This window comes from Roseivirga sp. BDSF3-8 (assembly GCF_041449215.1).
Taxonomy (GTDB): domain Bacteria; phylum Bacteroidota; class Bacteroidia; order Cytophagales; family Cyclobacteriaceae; genus JBGNFV01.
Window position 1 is genome coordinate 1,706,779 of record NZ_JBGNFV010000001.1, and the last position, 22,898, is coordinate 1,729,676.

General features: G+C 50.2%; 15 protein-coding genes. 9 read left to right on the forward strand and 6 right to left on the reverse strand.

All coding sequences use genetic code 11. From position 1 onward, the window contains the following. Window positions 1–372 precede the first annotated feature (372 nt). The 5 genes from AB9P05_RS06850 to AB9P05_RS06870 form a co-directional block, all read right to left on the reverse strand. Window positions 373–1,830: a glutamate synthase subunit beta gene (locus AB9P05_RS06850; protein ID WP_371908072.1), complete on the reverse strand. Its 1,458-nt coding sequence runs from the start codon at window positions 1,828–1,830 to the stop codon at window positions 373–375. Continuing rightward, on the reverse strand, window positions 1,830–6,344 hold the full coding sequence (gene gltB / locus AB9P05_RS06855; RefSeq protein WP_371908073.1) for a glutamate synthase large subunit: 4,515 nt from the start codon (window positions 6,342–6,344) through the stop codon (window positions 1,830–1,832). Before gltB ends, AB9P05_RS06850 begins: the two co-directional genes overlap by 1 nt. A 531-nt stretch (window positions 6,345–6,875) precedes the next feature. After that, complete coding sequence (locus tag AB9P05_RS06860) at window positions 6,876–9,824, reverse strand: discoidin domain-containing protein (RefSeq protein WP_371908074.1); 2,949 nt, start codon at window positions 9,822–9,824, stop codon at window positions 6,876–6,878. A gap of 184 nt (window positions 9,825–10,008) precedes the next feature. Then, a complete protein-coding gene (locus AB9P05_RS06865; protein WP_371908075.1) occupies window positions 10,009–11,487 on the reverse strand; it encodes an alpha/beta hydrolase in 1,479 nt (492 codons plus the stop codon). 95 nt (window positions 11,488–11,582) lie between these two features. Next, window positions 11,583–12,704, reverse strand: coding sequence for a helix-turn-helix domain-containing protein (locus AB9P05_RS06870; protein ID WP_371908076.1), 1,122 nt, complete (start codon window positions 12,702–12,704; stop codon window positions 11,583–11,585). A gap of 178 nt (window positions 12,705–12,882) precedes the next feature. Here AB9P05_RS06870 and AB9P05_RS06875 point away from each other — a divergent pair, with 178 nt between their 5' ends. After that, window positions 12,883–13,971, forward strand: coding sequence for a potassium channel family protein (locus tag AB9P05_RS06875; RefSeq protein ID WP_371908077.1), 1,089 nt, complete (start codon window positions 12,883–12,885; stop codon window positions 13,969–13,971). Window positions 13,972–13,986: 15 nt separating this feature from the next. On the opposite strand, the gene AB9P05_RS06880 is transcribed toward AB9P05_RS06875, so the two are convergent. Further along, entirely contained in the window at window positions 13,987–14,622 is a 636-nt protein-coding gene (locus AB9P05_RS06880) for a porin family protein (protein ID WP_371908078.1), read from the reverse strand. Window positions 14,623–14,896: 274 nt separating this feature from the next. Between AB9P05_RS06880 and AB9P05_RS06885 the strand changes: the two genes are divergently transcribed. From AB9P05_RS06885 to tatA, 8 genes are all read left to right on the forward strand, one after another. Beyond that, window positions 14,897–15,682 carry an enoyl-CoA hydratase/isomerase family protein gene (locus AB9P05_RS06885; protein WP_371908079.1) on the forward strand — a complete coding sequence of 262 codons (786 nt, stop codon included), beginning with the start codon at window positions 14,897–14,899 and terminating at the stop codon, window positions 15,680–15,682. 25 nt (window positions 15,683–15,707) lie between these two features. Then, a complete protein-coding gene (locus AB9P05_RS06890; protein ID WP_371908080.1) occupies window positions 15,708–17,213 on the forward strand; it encodes a lipopolysaccharide biosynthesis protein in 1,506 nt (501 codons plus the stop codon). A 33-nt stretch (window positions 17,214–17,246) separates the two neighbouring features. Then, window positions 17,247–17,681, forward strand: coding sequence for a dUTP diphosphatase (gene dut / locus AB9P05_RS06895; protein ID WP_371908081.1), 435 nt, complete (start codon window positions 17,247–17,249; stop codon window positions 17,679–17,681). A 62-nt stretch (window positions 17,682–17,743) separates the two neighbouring features. Further along, on the forward strand, window positions 17,744–18,751 hold the full coding sequence (locus AB9P05_RS06900) for a sugar phosphate nucleotidyltransferase (protein WP_371908082.1): 1,008 nt from the start codon (window positions 17,744–17,746) through the stop codon (window positions 18,749–18,751). Window positions 18,752–18,763: 12 nt separating this feature from the next. Continuing rightward, entirely contained in the window at window positions 18,764–20,500 is a 1,737-nt protein-coding gene (locus tag AB9P05_RS06905; RefSeq protein WP_371908083.1) for a tetratricopeptide repeat protein, read from the forward strand. Further along, window positions 20,493–21,260 (forward strand): DUF4292 domain-containing protein, encoded by a 768-nt coding sequence (locus AB9P05_RS06910; RefSeq protein ID WP_371908084.1) that lies wholly within the window; start codon window positions 20,493–20,495, stop codon window positions 21,258–21,260. Before AB9P05_RS06905 ends, AB9P05_RS06910 begins: the two co-directional genes overlap by 8 nt. Further along, window positions 21,247–22,458, forward strand: coding sequence for a murein hydrolase activator EnvC (locus AB9P05_RS06915; RefSeq protein WP_371908085.1), 1,212 nt, complete (start codon window positions 21,247–21,249; stop codon window positions 22,456–22,458). The genes AB9P05_RS06910 and AB9P05_RS06915 overlap by 14 nt, the downstream gene beginning before the upstream one ends. A 146-nt stretch (window positions 22,459–22,604) precedes the next feature. Then, a complete protein-coding gene (tatA, locus tag AB9P05_RS06920; protein WP_371908086.1) occupies window positions 22,605–22,898 on the forward strand; it encodes a twin-arginine translocase TatA/TatE family subunit in 294 nt (97 codons plus the stop codon).

Consider the following 22,898-nt stretch of genomic DNA (forward strand, 5'->3'; position numbering starts at 1 on the left):
GAGTCCCTATGGGACTCAATATTACCAATGGTTTTTTAGCTACAAAGGCGGCACCCCTCCGGGGTTAAGCCTCAATACAGCTTTTGGCCTGAAGACACCAGCGATCAGGGACATCCCTTGTTAATCCTTGGTGCGCTGGCTTTAGGAGGCTACGAATACTTCCTCACGCCGGCATCAGGTTAAAAGTAGTAGTATACTGAAATGATTACTCTCTTGCCATTTGCTGCATGTACCACCGGTGTGCCGAACCACCGGTGTGCCGGACCACCGGAAGCCGGACCTCTCCTATTACCACAGGAGGGGAAGGTGCTTAGCTTGACGGCTATGCCACACCAAGGGGGTATTATTATCAGGCGGAGTATTTTAAAGAACTTATCTCATGATCATATAGGAGTCATCTTTTCGCTCGAGGGAAGAACTGCCTGTGAGGAAGGTGTCTACTTCCCAGGCGGCTTCGCGGCCTTCGGATATGGCCCAAACGACGAGGGACTGGCCACGGTGGACATCACCGGCGGCAAATACTTTGGGAATATTGGTCTGGTAGCGCTGGGTTTTGATATTCCCGCGTTCATCCAGTTCCAGGTCCAATTGCTGAGGCAGGGTGGGTTCACCGCAGGTGAATCCGATGGCGAGGAGGGCAAGATCGCAGGGGATTGTTCGCTCGGAGCCGGGTACTTCTCTGAATTTACGCTTACCATCTTCGGTGTACCACTCGAGGTCGGCTACAACGGCGCCGGTGAGCTTGCCGTGTTCATTGCCGATGAAGGAGCGGGTGGTAATGCTCCATGCTCTGCTGCCGCCTTCTTCATGGCTGCTGGATGTACGGAGGGTCATGGGCCAGAGGGGCCAGGGGTCTTGGTCACCTCTGTGGGCTGCTGGTTTGGGCATGATCTCTAACTGGGCAACGTATGAAGCGCCCTGTCTGTGTGAGGTGCCAATGCAATCGGCGCCGGTATCACCACCGCCTATGACAATGACGTCTTTATCTTTAGCGGAAATGTAGCTGATGCCTGCCTGATTGTCTCCGGCGATAAGCTTGTTCTGAGGGGTAAGGAAATCCATGGCAAAATGAACGCCGCTAAGCTCTCTTCCGGGAATGGGGAGGTCACGGGGTTTGGTGGCTCCGGTGCCGAGCACTATGGCATCGAAGTTTTCGAGCAGCTCTGCGGGCTGGAGGTTTATGCCTACGTGTGTGCCGGTCCGAAACCTGATCCCTTCCTGTTGCATGAGGCTGATGCGACGATCGACAACCCACTTTTCCAGTTTAAAATCGGGGATACCGTACCTTAGGAGTCCACCGGGGCGGTCATCTCTCTCGAAGACGGTGACCCAGTGGCCTGCTTTATTTAACTGTGCAGCGGCTGCCAGGCCGGCGGGGCCACTACCGATGACGGCTACTTTTTTACCGGTGCGTGTACGGGGAGCCCCGGAACCGGCGAGGCCCATGGCGAAGGCTTTCTCGGCAATGGTTTTCTCTATATGCTCTATGGCTACGGGAGGCTTATTGATACCTAATACGCAGGATGCCTCGCAGGGGGCGGGGCATATGCGGCCTGTAAACTCGGGAAAGTTATTGGTGGACAGCAGGATGGCGGCAGCTTCGCCCCAGCGCTCTTCATGAACTGCTTCATTAAACTCAGGGATGATATTGCCGAGGGGGCATCCGCTGTGGCAGAAGGGTACGCCGCAATCCATGCATCGTGCAGCCTGCTGCCGGGTCTTTTCTTCTGGAAAAGGCTGGTATATCTCTTTAAAGTCGGCGGTTCGCTGCTTAGGCTGGCGTGCCTGTGGCAATTCTCTGTCGTAGGTTAAAAATCCGTCTTTACTCATTACACTGCCATTTTTACGTTGTCTTTGCTCTGTTCTATTATTGCTTTATACTCATGGGGGATTACTTTGACGAAGTGGCGTACCTCTTGGGTCCAGTTTGCCAGGAGCTCCTCTGCCCGCGTGCTTTCTGTGTGCATTTTATGTTCTCTGATGAGGTCTTGCAGATAGGTAGCGTCACTGTCTTCGACAGGGTCGAGGCTGACCATTTCTTTATTGCAGAGGGTGCTGAATATGCCTTTTTTATCGTACACATAGGCGATGCCTCCGCTCATGCCGGCAGCAAAGTTACGGCCTACGGGGCCAAGCACGGCAATGCGCCCACCGGTCATGTACTCGCAGGCATGGTCTCCGACGCCTTCTACCACGGCTTCTACGCCGGAGTTACGTACGGCAAAGCGCTCACCGCCCATACCACGGATAAAGGCTTTGCCACGGGTGGCTCCGTAGAAGGCTACGTTTCCGATTATGATGTTGTCTTCGGCGGGGAAGGTGGCCTCACGAGCGGGGCGAATGATGAGCTTACCTCCTGAAAGGCCTTTTCCGAAGTAATCATTGGCCTCTCCCTCTAAACTAAAGGTGATGCCGGGGGCTAAAAAGGCGCCAAAGCTCTGCCCTGCGGAACCATAGAAGGCATAGTCAATGGTGTCTTCGGGGAGCCCCTCTCCTTTATACCTAAGGGATACTTCATGGGAGAGCATGGCGCCGGTAGTACGGTCTGTATTCCGGATGTGGAAGGTTTCCCGCACAGGTTTTCCTTGCTCGAGGGCTTCTTCTGCGCGGGCGATAAGCCTGCGGTCTAGCACTTCGCTAATGCCGTGGTCCTGGGCTATTTGCTTGTAGACGCCGATGTTATCGGGGACAAACTCTCTGTATAGGATGGGGGAAAGGTCGAGGTGGCGATATTTCCAGTGGTTTACGTCCGGCCGCATGCGCAGGAGGTCGGAGCGGCCGACCATTTCGTTGATGGTGCGGAAGCCGAGACTGGCCATGATGCGTCGCAGGTCTTCGGCAAGGAAGGTGAAGAAGTTTACAATGTGATCGGGGTCGCCTGTATATAGTTTGCGCAGTTCGGGGTTTTGGGTGGCAATGCCTACGGGACAGGTGTTGAGATGGCATTTACGCATCATGATGCAGCCTTCTACTACGAGGGCGGCGGTACTGATGCCCCACTCTTCGGCACCGAGGAGGGTGGCTATGGCAAGGTCGCGCCCGGTACGCATTTGGCCATCGGCCTGGACGGTGATGCGGCTCCGCAGATCGTTTTTAACGAGGGTCTGGTGGGCTTCGGCAAGGCCAAGCTCCCAGGGTAGCCCGGCATGGCGTATGGAACTGAGGGGGGAGGCGCCTGTACCTCCGTCTGCTCCTGATATGAGCACTACATCGGCATTGGCCTTTGAGACTCCGGCGGCGACAGTGCCTACGCCTGCCTCGGAAACAAGTTTTACATTGATCCTGGCTTTGGGGTTGGCATTTTTAAGGTCAAAAATAAGCTGAGCAAGGTCTTCAATGCTGTATATGTCATGATGGGGCGGAGGGGAAATGAGCCCGACCCCGGGGGTGGAGTGGCGTACACGGCCGATCCAGTCATCTACTTTATGTCCGGGTAGCTGACCGCCTTCTCCGGGCTTGGCGCCCTGGGCCATTTTTATCTGCAGCTCTTCGGCATTGGTGAGGTAGTAGCTGGTGACTCCGAAGCGCCCACTTGCTACCTGTTTAATGGCGGACCGTTCCCAGTCGCCATCGGGACGGCGCTCGAAGCGGGCTTCGTCCTCTCCTCCTTCGCCACTATTACTTTTACCGCCTATGCGGTTCATGGCTATGGCTAGGGTGCTGTGGGCCTCATGGCTGATACTGCCGAATGACATGGCACCTGTAGCGAAGCGGCGGAAGATCTCGCTGGCGGGCTCCACTTCCTGGAGGGGGATGCTCTGTACTTCTTTAAAGTCCAGCAGGCCTCGAAGGGTAAAGGCTTCTTTGACCTGGTCATTTATATGCCGGGCATAGCGCTGGTATACCTGGAAGTTATTGGTACGGGTGCTATGCTGTAGCAGGTGAATGGTGGTGGGGTTAAACAGGTGCCTTTCACCGCGCCTTTTCCACTGGTAGAGGCCGCCGGTGTTAAGGCCGGCGGATTCGGTCTCCTGCCCGAAGGCTTTTTTATGCCGTACGATGATTTCGCGGGCAATTTCTTTAAAGCCAAGCCCTTCTATGCGGCTGACTGTTCCTGCAAAGCACTTGTCTACGACGCGGCTGTTGAGGCCGAGTATTTCAAATACCTGGGCTGACTGATAGGAGGCGAGGGTGCTGATACCCATTTTGGAGAGTACCTTGAGCAGTCCGTATCCAATGGCTTTCCTGTATTTAGAAAACACATCCTCAGTGGATGGAGACCCTTCTACCAGTCCTTTTGCATTAAGCCTGGCGAGGGTGTCCAGGGCGAGGTAGGGGTTTACGGCACTGGCGCCATAGCCTATGATGGTGGCTACGTGGTGGGTCTCGCGCACATCACCGGCTTCTACGACTATGCCGGCCTTGGTACGCAGTCTTTTTCTGACGAGGTGGTGATGGACTGCACCGGTGGCCATGAGGGAGGGTATGGCTGCGTGGTTTGGTGAGATGGCTTTGTCACTGATGATCAAGAGCTTTTTTCCATCCAGCACAAGGTGCTCGGCTTTGCGACAAATGGCATTAACTCCGGCTTCGAGGCCATCAGGGTCTTCCACATCGAAAGTTGCGTTTATAATGCCATAGGGAAAGCCTCTGTTGGAGAGGTTTCTGAGCTTCTGGAGATCTCCATTGAGAAGGAGGGGGTGGGAAATGTGTACCTGGCGGGTGTGCTCGGGTGTTTCATCTAATATGTTGAGGCTCTCTCCGACGCGGGTAAAAAGGGACATAACGAGCCGCTCCCGTATGGGGTCGATGGGCGGGTTACTAACTTGGGCAAAAAGCTGTTTGAAGTAACTGCTGAGGTGCTGGCTCTGATCGGAAAGGGCGGCGAGGGGGGTATCTGCTCCCATGGAACCGACAGGTTCTTTACCACTGGCAGCCATGGGTAGTAGTATGGTGTTGAGGTCTTCGCGGGTATATCCGAAGGCCTTCTGGTAGGTTTCGAGCATATTATCATCTACACCGGAAGGCACATGGATGGGTCCGGGAAGCAGACGTAGCTTAATGCGCTGCTCTTTTATCCACTGGCCATAGGGCTGCCGGGTAACTACTTCGCGTTTTACTTCCTCATCATGGAGCACACGGCCTCTTTCTAAATCGGCTACGAGCATGCGGCCGGGCTGAATTCGTCCTTTTCTCAGTATCTGGCCTTCTCTGACGGGGAGTGCGCCGGCTTCTGAGGCAACGATAAGTCTGTTGTCGGTGGTGATGCAGTAGCGGGCAGGACGGAGTCCGTTACGGTCGAGGGTGGCACCTACCATTTTGCCATCGGTAAAGATGAGGGCAGCAGGTCCGTCCCACGGCTCCATAAGGGAGGCATGGTATTTATAAAAGGCTTTACGCTTGGTGTCCATGAGCTTGTTGTCCTGCCAGGCTTCGGGTACCAGCATCATCATTACGTGGGGCAGGGAACGGCCGCTAAGCACGAGCATTTCTACGAGGGCATCGAGGTTGGCGGAGTCGGAATGCTCCGGGTCTGTTACGGGGAGGAGCTTTTTGAGCTCTTCATCGGTAAAGCTGCGGGAGCGCATCATGGCCTCTTTGGATTTCATCTTGGTGACATTACCCCGGATGGTGTTGATCTCGCCATTATGGGCCAGGTAGCGGAAGGGCTGGGCTAGCTTCCAGTTTGGAAAGGTATTGGTGCTAAAGCGTGAATGTACGAGGGCAAAAGCTGAGGCCATGCGCTCTTCCTGCAGGTCTGTATAGTATGGGCGCAATTGATTGGTACGCAATTGTCCTTTATAGATGAGGGTTTTGTGGGAGAGGCTTACCATGTAGAACTCTCCGTTATTCCCATGAATGTGGTTTCGCCCGATGGTGTGGGTGATGTGGTTACGCAGGACGAAAAGCTTACGCTCGAGGTCATCGAAGGTGAGCCCGTCGTGATGGGTGAGGAATACCTGCTCGATAAAAGGGGCCACTCTTGCGGCACCGGCTCCGGGTATGGCTTTATTGACGGGTACTTCTCGGTATCCGAGCACCTGAAAGCCCATGCCGGTTGCTTCTTTTTCAAATAGTTCGCGGCAGGCTTCGCGTACTTCTTTCATGACGGGCCAGAAGATGGTGCCGGCACCGTAGCGACCGGGCGGGGGAAGTTGCAGTCCTTGCTTCCGGCATTCTTCAGAAAGAAAGTCGTGGGGCATTTGCAATAGAATACCAGCGCCGTCGCCTGTTTCAGGGTCGGCACCGGTACCACCGCGGTGCTCCATATTTTCCAGCATATCGAGCGCATCCTGTATGGTGCGTGCCTCCCGGCGGCCGTCTATATTAACAATACAGCCGATACCGCAGGCATCATGCTCTAGCTGGGGACAGTATAGTCCCTTGGTATGATCGTTTGACATGGCAAAGCATTATGGGGTTGTTTACAGGGCTGCTTACACAAAATGGCAGCCGAGGGGTCGGGTTTATGCTGTTGCCAAAAAATAGGGTTGAAATCAGTTAAGCATTATACGGAAAAATGAGATCAATTAAAACAGGGGGCCCATTGAACGAACGCATCATCATTAGAATAATACAATTAAATTACAGTAGGAAGGTTCGATAAGGAATCCTTAAGGGATATACGTGGAATGCCTCTACTCGTAACGGAGAAGCAACGGACCTACGACGGATTTGGAACGGAGATAGACTACGTGATGAGGAGAGAAAGTTGGGGGTATTTCAAAAATAAGAAAAATATCAGTATTAGAAATATACAATATAGATGATTCTTTTTGAACTCTATTACTTTCCGCTATAAGGGGCGATTTGGAGGCTCACGGTTCTTTGTAGTATTGGTATTAATGATAGAAACAGGTGGCTTACTCAGATGCCGGATAAAAAAAACAGGCCGGCCAATGGCCGGCCTGTAGATCAGGCTAGGAACCGGGTACTTATTCCTTCACCCAACTCTTGGTGGTGGTGCCCTCCTGGCAAATGATGCGCAGGAAATACAGGCCGGGCTGTAGCTGGCTTACATCCATACGCTTTTGTGTGCTGTTAAGCGTGTGGGTTCTGATGTGACGTCCATCAGCGCCCAGTATGAGTATGGTGGCTTTATCATTACCTGCGGGGGCTCTCACTGTCAGTTGGTTTAACGCAGGGTTAGGAAATATTTCAAATGTATCGGCAGGGGTGCCCGGCGCCGAAAGCCGTGCCACGCTGCCGCATTGCCCTACTGTTTCTTCATGGTAGGAGGCGGCACTATTGCGCTCACCGCCTTCGGGGACACTATAGGTGTAGTAGAAGTCTATCTGATCTCCGTCGACAGCATTCAACTCACTGACAAAGTTTCCGCTACCATCTGCACTTAGTGCATATCCTGGGAAGGTGGCTGAGCTGCTGTTCTTGCGCAGATAGAGAATAACCAGGTTGCTCCCTACGCCTGCACGAGCAGGTTTGAAGGTAAGGGTCTTACCGTCCAGCTCGTAGGTATAGTCCACCCCACTGCCGGTGCTATTAGGCCCATTACCGGTGCAGGTAGTAGCTGGTGGCGAAGGTGGTGTGGTGCTTCCCTGGGTACCATATACTCTGAACTCATAAAGTGAATAGCCATAGGGGGTGGTGCGGCTGGTGCCGTACATGCGGATGTAGCGCCCTGTCCCGCTTAGGCTAAGGCTGTCAAGGCCACCATCGCCGGAGGTGGTGCTATACACCTGGTTCCAGTTACTGCCATCGGCAGAGACTTCTATGCGGTAGCTGGCTGCTGCTGCTGCCTCCCACTGTAGTGCTACGCTGCTGATGTCGTAGGTATTTTGGAGGTCGACCTGTATCCACTGGGGGTCAGAAAAATTACTACTCCAGCGGGTGGCAAGGTCTCCGTCTACTGCATTGGCAGCCCCCAGGCCTGCGCCTTCGGAACTGCTGCTGGTAGCAGGCTTATTAAGGGCGATGTTAACAGGGGTTTCGGGGTCGGGATCAGGGTCGGGGTTCTGGCTACCTGTACTGGTGCCTTTTATGTATATGTCATCAATTTCGATATTGCCAATAGCGCCTTCGGTACCCAGTAGCTGAAAGAACTGATTAACGGCGGTAAGGTCTACATTGGAGAAGTCTGAAAGGGGGATTTCGACAAGGTGCCACTGGCCGTCACGAACGAATCCATAGGGGTCGCTGCCATTCCGGAACTCTACCCAGCCTTGTCCTATGCCATCTACATTACCGCTTTTCATGCCTATGCTGAAAGGGGTGGTGGAGGATGTCTTAAGGGCAAAATGAAGGGAGCCATCGGCAAATCCGCTAAGGTCATGTTTGATAGCGGCTTTGATTCCCATACCAAACCAGGCAAGGCCGGGGGCAGAGGTATAGGCCAGTGACTCGCTGCCTTCGTATGGTGCCTGGCTGACTTCCTGCAGGGTATTTTCCCAAACGAATATGTCAGCATCCTGTGGCATGCTAAGTTCGGAGGCTACTGAGGCTGTTTCGGTTAGTATACCGAAGTTGGTACCTGTGGGCACGGGGCGTGCAGGGCCTTCTTCCCAATAGACATTGTCAAAGGCTATCTCAACGGGGGCGCCGGGAGGGTCTCCTTTGAACATGAAGGGCTGGCTCACGGATACAAAGTCTACATTATTAAAGGCATTGAGGGGTATGGCTACTTCGTGCCACTGCCCGTCACGTACGAGTCCGTATAGGTTTTCGCCATTTACAAAGGTAATGAAGCTATCTCCTGCCCCACTGCTAACGCCTATGTCAAAGGTGGCGGTGCTGGTGGTCTTTACGTGCATACGCAAATAGCCGTCAGAGAAGGCTGACATGTTTAAGGGGTCTGAGGCTATGCCCATGCCAAACCAGTTACCGGCCTCGGCGCGGAAGCTCATTACTTCACTGCCTTCATAAGGGGCTGTAGTGGTAGCGGTCAGGTTGTTCCACAGGAACAGGTCTGCATCGGTACCGAAGGTGAGGGAGTTATCTACGGGTGTGTTTTCAGTATAGATACCAAAGGTGCCTGTGTAGCTATTGGCGCCGGGGGTGTAAATCTCTGCTCCGGGCACTTCATATACGCGCACGTAGTCCACGTACATTTTAGCAGGCAGGGGAGCGGTGATGCCTGCGGGGTCGTAGATATCGGGGAAGATACCACCTACGGCGAGGTTAAGAATAATGAAATAGGGGTGGGTCTTAAACTCTTCCAGTGAAGAACCGGAGGGGCTTATGTCAAAAGACCAGTACTCGACATCGTCGATGTAGCCTTTTACCACTGTGCTATCCCAGTACATTTTGTAGATGTGGTAGTCCTGGGAAAGGTCGGCTGCGGCATCATAGGTTTCGCCATACCCGGCGTAGTTGCCTTCATAATCCCAGTGGGCAGTAGCGCCTACGCGGTTATTTACTTTGCCGGCGGCTATGGCGTCGGCGGTACCCATCTCCACAATATCGAGTTCACCTGAGGCTGGCCATACATTTTCACTACCGAGCAGCCAGAAAGCAGGCCAGAGCCCATTTGCCAGGTCAGGCATTTTGATCCGGGCCTCTATGATACCATATTTCAGCTCTACACGGCCTTCTGTTTTTACCCGGCCAGAGGTAAAGGAGTATCCTTCGCGGTTTTCGCGCAGGGCCTGAATGACGAGGTTGCCGTTTTCAAGGTAAACGTTTTCGCTGCGGTCGGTGTAGAGCTGCAGTTCCTGGTTATTTCCCCAGTTCCACACGCCCACGCCTACATCGTAGGTCCAGACTTCCGGGTCTAAGGTAGTGCCGTCGAAGTTTTCTTCCCAGATCAGATTCTGGGCTGTGGCGTAAAAGCAACTACCTATAATAAGGCTTAGGGTTATGACAATTGTTTTTGTACGAATAGAAAAGTCTCGCCAAAATGGAGAGAGGCTGGTCAAAGGATGTTTCATGAGTTTAGTTGTTAATTCAAAGGTCAAAAAATACCAGACAGACTGGCTGAGAGTGCAGAATCACACGCTGCAAATCCCTTATAATGTACTTAAAACCAACTTACAAGAGACTTGGCAAGGGCTATTTGGGAGATTAGCCCCGCCTTATTGATACATACACCCGGGGCAGTATGAGGGGTAACCCTTACTCCAGTGAAGGGTGAGCCTCAGGTAAATCACTCCCCGTAAGAGGTATAAAGAGAATCGACCCTGCATGGATTTGCTCATCTTTCAGACCTTTGCCATTCAGGAATTGCATGACCCTTTTCTTTATTTCCGGATGTGAAAGCAACTGTTCATGCCCGGCATTTTCTACTACGAGATGGGCTGAACTGGGGTAGCGTTTTCTTATTTCCTGTGCCTGGGAGGGTGGGGTTCTTGCATCCAGTTCACCGCTAATGAATAATACCGGTACGGTCAGAGTATCGACATAAGAAATAAGTGGTTCGCGGGTTTTAGGCCATGTATCCAGCACCAGATAAAAGGGGAAGTTTACCGAATTTCCGAACAAACTACTGTGGGCTTGTCGCCTGATCTTTTGCCTGCGATTAGGCGCTACACCACTTTCAATCCCCTGGCTCAGTCCATTTGCCGGCACAGCCAGAAAGTAAACGATGCGTTTCTGTACGAACCACCGGAGGATTTTGGTATTGCCTTTACTTAGGGAATACAGCAGGCGGGGTATCACAGGGATATCGGTCGCATCGTCCATGTCCATCCGGAGGATAAGAGCAAGACCCAGCGGACCTACAAGAATTTGATGGCTCGTACCTGTAAGGGGGTGGGTGACTGTAACCTCTACGGGCTCATTTTTGAGATTTTGCATTACCTGTCTAAGTAAAGCGGCCAAATCAGGAATATCCCGGCTGAGGGCTGTATCGGCTGCTACCATTGCGGACAACTTCGCAAAATGGGCGTCTGCATCTGCCGGAAGGTTAAAAGACTGATCTAAGCCATCTGTGGCAGCGAGCACAGCCCGGCTTATGCGGCGGGGCAGGGCCTGCAGCAGCATGAGGCTGATTCGGGTACCGTAGCTGTACCCAAATAGGGCGAACTTTTCCAAACCTAATGCTGCAGTGACTTCCTCCACGTCCCGTGCATTTTCAGCCAGATGGTAGCCTGTCACATCTACCCCCCTCTCCCGGAATACTTCGAGGGCCCGGGTGGCCATCTTCTGGTAATGCCGGGCTGCCTTGTCTTCACTTACCAGTACATCAGTAGGGAATTCACCCTCCCAAATATAAACCAGGTCTCGATCATGGGTGCCTCGCTGGTCTATAAGCAACACATCTGATTGGGCCAGGTAAGGTAACCAGTCCGTGAGGTAATGGGGATCCTTAGCCTGCCAAGAAGATGGGCTACCGCCTCCTTCCAGGTAAATAAGCGGCGGGGTGATGCCCGCACTGGTGGTTTTCATTAAGGCAAAATGAATATCGATAAGCCTTGAATGAGCAGCATCCCGGTTTTCAGGCACTTTCAGGATACCGAATTGTACCTTCACTTTTACTCCCTCAGAGGAGGTAACGACCGTATCGGTTGTTGTGAGTCTGTTCTCCTGCGCCTGACAATAACAGGATAGAGGGCATAGGCATGCGAAGAAAAATATGAGTCTTTTGACCATCATCGATTGTGTAGTTTGAGTGAAAATGATAATGGTCAAATGAAGCGTTTTCAAGCGATGCACGCCAATTGAAGAGGTTTCAAAACAGTATTTGACACCTAAGAGGCTGCCTTCTGTGCTAAAAACTCCGTCGGGGTGAGGCCATTTTCCTTTTTGAAGGCCCGGTAAAAAGAGGCCTTGGAACGAAAGCCTGCCTCAAAGGCGATACCCATAATAGATAGGTGGGTGGTATCATCCCTTCCTGCCAGGCGGAGAAATTCGTTTACCCGATACTGGTTTATCAGGTTATTAAATGTGGTGTACAGACCTTGGCCGATCACCAGGGAAACCTCCTTTTCGGGCCAGCCCAATAGCCCGGATAAAGATTTCACCGTGAGATCCTGCCGGAGGTAGGGTTTTTCATTGGTCAAAAAACGGGTCAGTTGGCAGCTTCGGTCTTCCAGTTCGGCCACGGAATACTTCATACTGCGAGCTCTGGATAGATATTGGCCCACCTCATCAAAGTGGCTGATGAGGTAGTGATAGCCTAGCCCATATATAGCGAGGCTAAGTAAAAGGCCCATGGGCTTGTAAATGAGGTAGGTGTTTTGGTCAAGTTCCTGAATAAAAATCATGGCCGGGGGAATTACCAGGAGTAAAAATGCGGGTATGGCCGCCCACACTCTTATAAAGATTTTAAGCCAACGCTTTACCCCTTTATGGTATGCCCTGGGGCGAAGATCACCAGCCTGGGTATGCAGCCGGATGCCGGCCACCAGGTAGGCAAATAGTTGAATGAGGCCAAAAGCGTTAATGACCAGTGAAACCATCTGTATTGCCGGAATATGAGCGAGCGCCCACTCTACATGATTGGCTGTATAAGTGAAAAAAGCCATGAAGAGAACTCCATCTACCAATAGGGAAGGAATGAAGTGAAGCAGGAAGGCCGGCTGCCACCTGAACCGCGGGTGTACAAGCGACCGGATGTGAAAGTATGCAATCGGGCCCACTGCCAGACCAAAGGAGATAGGGACAGGGAACCGGGCATTGTACATATGAATGGACTCTTCCAACACGGCGTGGAGCAGGATCAGGGAAAAAAGTATGATGAGCACTCCGAGAAACAAGGCGGGAAACTGCGGCACAGGGGTCTCCTTACCGGCCCTATCTGCCTTGCCTGCGACCCGCACTGACCGGCTGATAAGTATCGTACCAAGAACGAGACCCTGGATTACGGCCATCAGAAAGTAAAAATTGGAAGACTCTAGTGAAGTATCCAGCATCTGCGGGGTGACATTTTACTTAAATATACGAATCAGGCTCAAATATGAATTCCGGCTACAAGCCATCGTGTTGGCGAGTCTCCCTTAACAATGTGGAAGGAAAGGCGTTTTCCCATATAGTTATCACTATTACTATATGCCACAGGAACCTCTCTCTATACTTATTCACATAAGTGGGGTAGCGCTCGTACTGCTTACTTTGATCGATTTCTGTTTTACCGCCTTTATCCCGAATAAGGAGGGCTTGCTTACACGTAAGGTTAGCCGTGGCGTGTATGGTATCATGTTTCTGCTGGCAGGAAAAAAAGGGACCTCCCCGGTGCTAAACTACATGGGTTTTGCGATCATGTTCTGCATGTCGCTGACGTGGATTTTTTCCAGCTGGGCAGGTTTTACTCTTATCTTTCTCTCGGACCCTTACTCTGTTATCCATGGTACGGAGAAGTACCCGGCGGAATTCTGGGACGTGGTCTATTTTGTAGGGTTCAGTTTGTCTACCAGCGGATTAGGGGACTTCGTGGCTTCTACCAAATTCTGGCGGATAGTGACTGCCCTGGCGAGCGTGGTGGGAATCATGCTGATAACAATGTCTATTACGTACCTGGTGCCGGTGATCTCGAATATGATCCAAAAAAGGAAGGTGAGCATCTACCTTGCCTCCCTGGGGGAAAGTCCTGAGCAGATAGTGGTTCAGAGCTATAATGGTGAGGATTTCAAGTCTCTGGGGAATCACCTGGGATCATTGGCTGCGATGGTGTTCGAATATTCGCGTAACCACCTCTCGTACCCTATTTTGCACTATATGCATAATAATAGCCCTCATGATAATATTGTATTGAAGATGTGCAGCCTGGATGAGGCGCTGAATATATTCCTGTTTCACATTCCCGAGGATAAAAGACCTGAAATGACTGACCTGCGGGTGATAAGGCGAGCGCTTACGCAGTATCTAAGTACGTTGAAGTATACGGCGCCTGCAGATGACACGCCTCCCTTACCCGATCTGGATGTGGTGGCAGAAGGTACGGGCATAGCATTACGTAACAGGGAGGACTCTGACATAAACACTATCTATAAGGGCTTAAAGAAGAGAAGGGGCCTTTGGCTTGCAAATATTCGAGAGAATGGCTATTCCTGGGAGGATATCCGGGGCACTAAGTTTGAAAATAATCTGGATCAGCCTGAAGGGATGGCCTTCTCCTATGATCATAAGGTATTTCATTAATGGGGTGCCTTAAGGCTAAATACCTACCCCTATTGTTAGCTGTATACCTCTGTTTCTCCCACTGTCCAGCATAGACCTGGCCGTGGCGGACCTTGCTACATCAGCCAGACCGTAATAGTACCTTGCTCCAATCATTAGCTGACCAAAACGAAACCCCAGCCCGGCAGCGATTCCATAATCAATGCGGCGGAAGTCATGATCTGAGAGAAGGGGCACAGGATCATCTAACCCACCAGGTTCTACACGCATTCTGCCGCGAATAAGGCACCCTGCATAGGGGCCTGCTTCAAAGTAACCGCTCTCTCCCAGGTCAATGGAGGCGAGGAGGACAAAGTCAGCATATTGCAGGTTTATATTCTTAATGATGAGTTCGTCCCCCATCTCCCATTCGGAGCGGCTGCCTCTTTCAGAGTATAGCAATTCTGTACGGATGGAAAAATTATCAGTGTGTCTCATCTCAGCAAATAACCCACCTGAGAAGCCGGTGTGAATGCTTTCATCCTCGGCTTCGGGGGAGTAGGTGAGGCAAGCAAAGTTAAGCCCTCCTTTGACCCCTATAAAATAACTGTGGGGCTGGGCCTGACTTTCGAAAACGGTAATAAGGCACAATAGTCCTACCCAAAAAATAAGATGCTGTGGCTGTCTTTTCATTATAGTTTAAAAAATGGCCGGATACCCGGCATACTTAGGTACTTGTGGTATGATATAACAAATCCACTTTCATTTTGATCCGTAAAGAAGGCTTAATTTTAAAATAACCCTTTAAAAAAGGAAAACAGGCTGTGTAACAGGGGTAGGGCTCTCCGGTGGGGCCTTGGTCCGGATGCTTCTGTTATGTGCACTCAGGAGCAGGAAGAGGCGCGGTCCTTTGTGATGTTTAGGCCACCTGTTATATTTGGGTAAATTTTATCGCATAAAAAATCTCATGGCAGACTATCAAAATCTACTGATCCAGGAGGAAGATGGCATTCTCACCATCATCATTAACCGTGAGGACAAGCTAAATGCCCTAAATTTGGCTACCGTGGAGGAGATCAGGAATATCTTCCAGCGCGTGTACGATGAGAAAGAGATAAAGGGGGTGATCTTAACAGGAGCCGGTGAAAAGGCTTTTGTGGCGGGGGCTGATATCAGCGAAATATCTGAGCTCAACGAAATGAACGCCCGTAAATTTGCAGAAAATGGCCAGGAGGTTTTTTCTCTCATAGAAAATTGCCACAAACCTGTGATTGCTGCCGTAAACGGCTATGCACTGGGTGGAGGCTGCGAGCTGGCTATGGCTTGTCATATTCGCGTGGCTACTAAAAATGCAAAATTTGCCCAACCTGAGGTAAACCTGGGCATTATACCGGGATATGGAGGCACTCAGCGCCTTACGCAACTTGTAGGTAAGGGGAAGGCACTGGAGCTTATGATGACGGCGGATATGATCGGTGCCGAGGAGGCGAGAGCGCTGGGCCTGGTAAACCATGTAGTGGAAGACAGAGAGGCTCTTACGAGCCGTACCCGCGAAATGCTGGAAAAAATCATGGGCAAAGCGCCTCTGGCAGTGGGCATGATTGTAAACTGTGTTAACGCTTACTTCAGCGGTGATGAGAACGGCTACCAGACGGAGGCCAACAGCTTTTCTAACTGCTGCAAATCCGAAGACTTTAAAGAAGGCACTGCTGCTTTTCTGGAAAAGAGACCGGCCGAATTCAAAGGAGAATAATCACATTCCCTGAGGGGTCCCTGGTATGAGTGCACTGAAAAAACTGGCGGGACAGACCGCGCTATATGGAGTCAGCAGCATCTTAGCCAGGGTTTTCGTTTTTTTCCTTACTCCTCTACATACAGAAGTACTTGCTGAAAGCGAGATGGGTATCATGGCGAAGCTATATGCCTATGTCGCTTTTTTTAATATCCTGTACACCTTTGGGATGGAAACGGCTTATTTTCGCTTTGTGTCGCGGGATGATACGGACCATGACGAGATATATCGTACGACAGGGAGTGTGATCCTGATCATTAGTGCGATTTCCACTACGCTGCTTCTGCTCAATGCCCAGGGAATAGCGAACTGGCTGGACACTCCTCAGAGTGCTCATCTGGTGACGTGGCTAGGCATCATATTACTGTTTGATGCCATGGTGGCCATACCTTTTGCCAGCCTTCGACAGCAAAACCGCCCACTTAAGTTTGCTCTCATCCGCACGATCAGTATAGGGGTGATGGTAGCGCTCAACCTGCTGCCCTTATACCTGATTCCTAAAATGGTGGAATGGCACTGGCTGGAAAAGGAGGGCCTGGCAGCTTACATTTTGAATTATGACCGCAAACTGGACTTTGTATTCATTGCTAACCTGGTAGGCTCTGTACTTGTCCTGTTCATGCTGTATAAGGAGGTATTGCGCTTTCGCTTTACTTTACCTAAAAACCTGCTGCGGTCATTACTTCCTTATGCTTTTCCGATCTTTCTGATGGGTATAGCGGGTATAGCTAATGACCAGCTTGACAAGATCCTGCTGGAAGAGTTGTTGCCGGCGGATTTTATGCCTGGCTTTACGAGCAGGGAAGTATTGGGTATATACTACGCGGCATTTAAGCTCAGTGTACTGATGGTGTTGGCCACGCAGGCCTTCAGGTTTGCCGGTGAACCTTTCTTTTTCAGTACGGCCAAGGAGAAAGACAGTCCTCAATTGTTTGCGAGGGTTCTGCACTACTTCTTCCTTACGTCTTTGGTGTTGTTTATCGGGGTAAGCCTGAACCGTGAGTTACTGGGGTCTTTTTTCCTGCAAGGTGAGGCGTTTAAGATAGGGCTGAACGTGGTTCCCCTGTTGCTTTTTGCCAAGTTGTTTTACGGGGTGTATATCAATCTGAGCATTTGGTTTAAGTTATCTGACCGGACGCACTACGGCACCTGGCTGAGCCTGCTGGGGGCAGGGGTTACTGTGACAGGAAACCTGGCCCTTATCCCTGTCATAGGCTATTATGGATCTGCGGTAGCAGCTATTCTCTGCTTTGTAAGTATGTGTGTGGCTTGCTACTATCTGGGCCAAAAGTACTACCCTATCCCCTACCGCTGGGCTCCCTTATTCTGGCATCTGCTTGCTGCCAGCGGGCTGGCGGCATTTGAGTTTTTCTTTGAACTGGAAAACCAGCTTTACGACTATACTTTAAATATTCTGCTTACGATTGCGTATATTTTTGCCTTATACCTACTGGAAAGGAAAAATCTGCGTAAAGCCGGAGCCACATCCTAGCGATTTTTACTGTAAAAGACATATCCTTTTTTTATGCAAGTAAATGTGATTAACCGCTCATCTCATGAGCTGCCAGCTTACCAGACGGAAAGCTCTGCGGGCCTGGACCTGCGGGCTAACCTGGAGGAGCCTGTTACTCTGGGGCCCCTGGAGCGCACATTGGTGGGCACTGGCTTGTTTATAGAACTTCCCCATGGCTTCGAGGCACAAATCAGGCCGCGTAGTGGTATGGCTTATAAACATGGACTATCTGTACTGAACAGCCCCGGCACTATAGACGCGGACTACCGTGGCGAAATAAAGGTGTTACTGGTAAACCTGAGCAATGCACCATATACTGTGGAAAACGGTGAGCGCATCGCGCAAATGGTAGTGGCCAAACACGAAACTATAGAGTGGCAACCAGTTGAGGCCCTGAGTGATACCGTGCGCGGAGCCGGTGGATACGGCAGTACGGGTAAAAACTAGGTAAACAAACAGCCTCTATTTTATTTTTTAATTGAAAACTAGGAAATACAACCTCTGAACAAATGAACATTATTATTCCTATGGCCGGGATGGGCAGTCGCCTAAGGCCACATACCCTTACCACCCCCAAACCTCTTGTACCCATCGCCGGCAAATCGATCGTGCATCGCCTGGTAGAGGACATCGCGGAAGTGGTAAATCAGAAGGTCGAGAAGATCGGGTTTATTATTAAAGAGAGCTTTGGTAAGGAGATAGAGGAAAAACTTAAGAAGATAGCTTCTTCGGTAGGTGCCAAAGGCCATATTTTTTACCAGGAAGAGGCTCTTGGTACGGCTCACGCGATCCTGTGCGCAGAGGAGATCATGCAGGGCAACATCATAGTGGCCTTTGCCGATACTCTTTTCCGGGCAGATTTCACCCTTGACCCTGATAAGGATGGCATCATCTGGGTGCAGAAGGTGGAAGACCCTAAGGCATTTGGCGTAGTAAAGCTTAATGAGCAAAAGGAGATCACTGACTTTGTGGAGAAGCCTGAACAGTTTGTATCAGACCTTGCTATCATCGGGATCTATTACTTCAAGGACGGGGATTTCCTGCGTAAGGAACTTCGCTACCTGCTGGATAACGATATAAAGGACAAGGGGGAATACCAGATTACGAATGCGCTGGATAATATGCTTAAGAAGGGCGCTACTTTTACCACAGGAGAAGTGAGCGAATGGCTGGACTGTGGCAATAAAGACGTGACGGTTCACACTAACCAGCGCTACCTGGAGTTTATTAAGGATAAGGATCTGATAGCCAAAAGTGCCTCTACTGAGAACAGCGTAATCATACCTCCTGTGTATATAGGAGAAAACGTACGTATACACAACAGCGTGATAGGTCCGCACGTTTCTATTGGAGATGATACGGTCATAGAAGATTCCCGCATACGGAACACGATCGTGCAGACGAACACGACGGTACGAAATGCTAATATGGAGAATTCAATGATAGGAAATTTCGTAACGTACGAAACCAGACCGGATGATTTTAGCGTTGGAGATTACAACAAGATCATCCAGTGAACTTGATTTAATATGATAAACGGCTTAATAAAGGCCAGCATGGTGCTGGCCCTCTTCTTCCTTTTAAGTGTCTCTATTACTCCTGCAAGTGCGCAAAAACGCAAAAAGAGCAAGGAAACTCCTGAAATGAAACAGCAGGAGGCAGAGTATTACTTTGTGGAAGGGGAGAAATATTTTATCCTGGAAGACTATGTAAAGGCTAAGGTGCTGTTTGAGCGCTCACTGGAACTGTCTCCGGATAATGCAGCCGTACACTATAAAATAGCTGAGATCTTTACTATAACGGAGGAGCTGGAAAAAGCCTCTTACCATATAGACAAGGCTCTTTCTCTTGAAAAGAACAATAAGTACTTCTACCTGCTGGCTGCAGATGTGGCCGGCAAGCAGGGTGATCTGGGTAAAGCCATTGCCCTGGTAGAAGAGATGATGGAGACGATTGACCATACGGAGGAGTACTACTTCGAACTGGCCGGGCTCTACCTTATGAAGCGTGATTTTGAGAGCGCTCTCAGCACATATGAAAAGGCAGGCAACATATTCGGAGACTCACCCGAACTGCTTATACAAAAGCAGCGCCTGTACCTGCAGACTAACCAGCTGGATGAGGCTGTGCGCATAGGCAAGCAACTGGTGGAAATGTACGAAGGGGAGCCTGAGTTTGTAAATGCTCTTGCTGATGTGCTTATTTCTAATGAGCGTGCGGATGAAGCTGCGACTTACCTGGAAGAATACCTGCAGGAATACCCTGAACAAAACCAGGTACGCCTGGCGCTTGCAGAAGCTTACCGCCAGAATGGGGAAGAGGAAAAGGCGGGACAGCAGATGCTAATGGCGCTTGAGGGCGACCAGGTGCCCCTTGATACCAAGGTACAGACACTGGCTTACTACCTGAGTCGCATGGAGTCTCAGGAGGATACAGAGCTGATCACTCAGATAGGGGAAAGCCTTATAGAGTCACACCCGGAAGAAGCTGATGCCTGGACGATCAACGGCGACATGTACTTTGCGCTGAATGAAAAGCAGAAGGCATTGCACATGTATAAAAAGGCTATAGGGCTGGATAACAGCAACTATAATGTATGGCAGAACATACTGAGTATACAGTATGAACTTGGGGAGACTGACAGCCTGATCAACTACTCGGAAGATGCGCTGGAATATTTCCCTAACCAGGCCAACTTCTATTTTTTCAATGGCTCTGCTCATTTAATGAGTAAGAACTATGACGAGGCGGCTTACTCACTGGAGCGAGGCAAGAAGCTGTCATCGTCTAACCTGGACCTGCAGAGCATCTTCAACAGCCAGCTTGGTGATGTGTACCACTTCATGGGTAACTATGATAAGTCTGACATGGCTTATGAGGCGGCTCTGGACTATAATCCGGACAATGACCACGTTTTGAATAACTACAGCTATTACCTTTCTTTGCGAAAGGATAAGCTCGATCTGGCACGAAAAATGTCGGCTAAGCTGGTAAAGCGAAACCCGGAAAACCCTACGTTTCTGGATACGCATGCCTGGGTACTCTATGTACAGGGGGACTATAAAGGGGCACGCGGATTTCTGGAGAGGGCAATAAAAGCAGATGACGGTAGCCTTAGCGGCACCATTATCGAACACTACGGGGATGTGCTATTCAAGCTCGGTGAAACTGACAAAGCGGTGATACAATGGCAGAAAGCCAAAGGTATGGATGACACTTCTGACCTGATCGACAAAAAGATAGCTGACCGAAAGTTATATGAATAAATACAGCCTGTGGTGCCTTGCTCTTTGTGTTCTCTTACTAAGCGGATGCGGCAAGAAATTTACTGGCATCAACTGGAATTTTCTGGATCGAAACAAGCTTGAGGTCCAGGAAATAGACTTCGACTACTTTTCTACCAAAACAAAGATCCGGTTTAAGGACAACGAACAGGATCTGAATACCAATGCTAACGTACGGATTAAGAAGGACAGCGTTATCTGGCTATCGGTCAACGCTGCACTGGGTATAGAGGCTGCCCGCGGCCTTATCACCAAAGACTCAATGGTGATCCTTAACCGACTGGAGAAAAAGCTGCTGGTGTATGATTATGATGAGCTGAGCGAAAAATTCGGAATGCGCATTGATTATAATATCATTCAGTCGGCGTTTCTGGGAAATTTACTTGTAGACCGGGACTCTGTGGACTCTGAAGATGTCACACGGCAGAAGGATTTTTTCTTTCTGGAGCAGCGCCAGGACAGCCTCAGAATACAGAATTATGTGAGCGCCAAAACTATGAAAGTGGAAAAGGTGATGGTGGTAGAGGATAACTCGCCTAATAGCCTGGTGCTTAATTACGGTGACTTTTCGATGTTGGATGATCATGCCTTTCCCTTTTCCGGAATGATTTCCTTATCTTACAATAAGGGTAGCGGGGACCTGCTTAACCTGCAGATCACTATAGAGCATAATAAGGCTGTTATAGAAGAAAAGCCTTTACGTTTTCCCTTCAACGTTCCGAATAAATATGAGCGGCTTTAAGAAAAGTCTGATCACGTGCGGCATATTTATTTTTCTGGCGGTATTTCTGACGCCCCTGGATGGCTATTCTCAAAAAAAATCCAAGTCGCAGCTGGAAAAGGAGAAAAAAGAAAACCTCACTAAGATTCAGGAGGTGGAACGTATCCTGAAACAAACGGCTAGTGAAAAGCAGGCTACACTGGGCCAGCTTAATGCACTAAACAGGCAGCTTGAGGTACGGCAGGAGATGATCCGTACGATTAATAAGGAGCTGGACCTGCTCAGGGAGGAGATCGGGGAGATAGAGATATTACTGGAAGCCCTGGAGAGTGACCTGGATAACTTAAAGAAGGAGTACTCTATGATGCTGTACAGTGCTCAAAAGGCGCGCCACAATAATAGCCGCCTGGCTTATCTGTTCAGTGCCTCTACCTTCAGGCAGTTTTACATGCGGCTGAAGTATATGGAGCAGTACGGTGTGGCACGCCGGAAGCAGGCTGATAAGATCAAGCTGGTACAGAAAACCCTTGCCTCACAGCAAAACACGATCGTTGCGAAAACTGAAGAAAAGAACGATCTGCTGAACGAGCAGATTCAGGAAAACGCTAATATGATGGCGCTTCGCAATAAGCAAAACACGGTGGTAGGCCAGCTATCGAGACAGGAAGATAAGCTGAGAAAAGAGGTGGCCGAACGCAAAAAGGCTGTACAACGCCTGGAAACGCTCATAGCGGAGATTGTGAAGGAGGAAATGGCCAAAAAGAAGAATGCCGTAGCCTCTTCAGCTTCTGAATCGAGGGCATTGAGCGCCTCTTTTGCTAATAACAAGAAGCGATTACCCTGGCCTGTATCGAGCGGGTTCATCTCCGGCCGGTTTGGCAAGCAGCCGCACCCGGTGCTGAAAGGGATCACAATAGAAAACCAAGGTGTTGATATTCAGACAAATAAAGGCGAGCCTGTACGTGCTGTTTTTAATGGAAAAGTAACGAAAGTGGCCTATGTGCCGGGCATGGGAAGTATTGTGATCCTGCAGCATGGTGACTATTATACGGTTTATGCTAAACTGAAGACGGCAAACGTAAAAACAGGCGAAACGGTAAGCACAAACCAGGCCATAGGGGAGGTATATACTGACCGCGACGGGGTATCTGAGGTACAGTTTCAGGTCTGGAAAAACAACAGCAACCTGAACCCTCAGGACTGGCTTAATGCTAAATAAGCGAGTTTAGGCGAACTTTTCCTTACCCAAATCCTTTGTAAGGTCATAAGAGAAAATGCGTCTGTATCCCGTTTGGGTTCAGGTGCTTTCTCCGTATCTTTACCATTCGTTTACTAGACGATTTACACCAGAATAATAATTAAATTATGCAAATGGTCTTTTTATTTCTAGGCGGGTTAGGCGGCTGGGAGGTCTTCCTGATCATTGCTGTGCTCGTACTGCTCTTCGGGGCCAAAAAGATCCCTGAGCTTGCGCGTGGTATGGGCCGCGGCATTCGTGAGTTTAAGGATGCCACCAAGGAGATCAAAGATGAGATCGACTACAGGGGGGATGAGGACAGCAGCAGTAATAATAGTAACAGAAAGCACGCGCCTTCTGCCACTACTCATGCTGACCAGGCTAGCACCGGTTCGACTCAGACCGAAAAAACAGCGAACTGA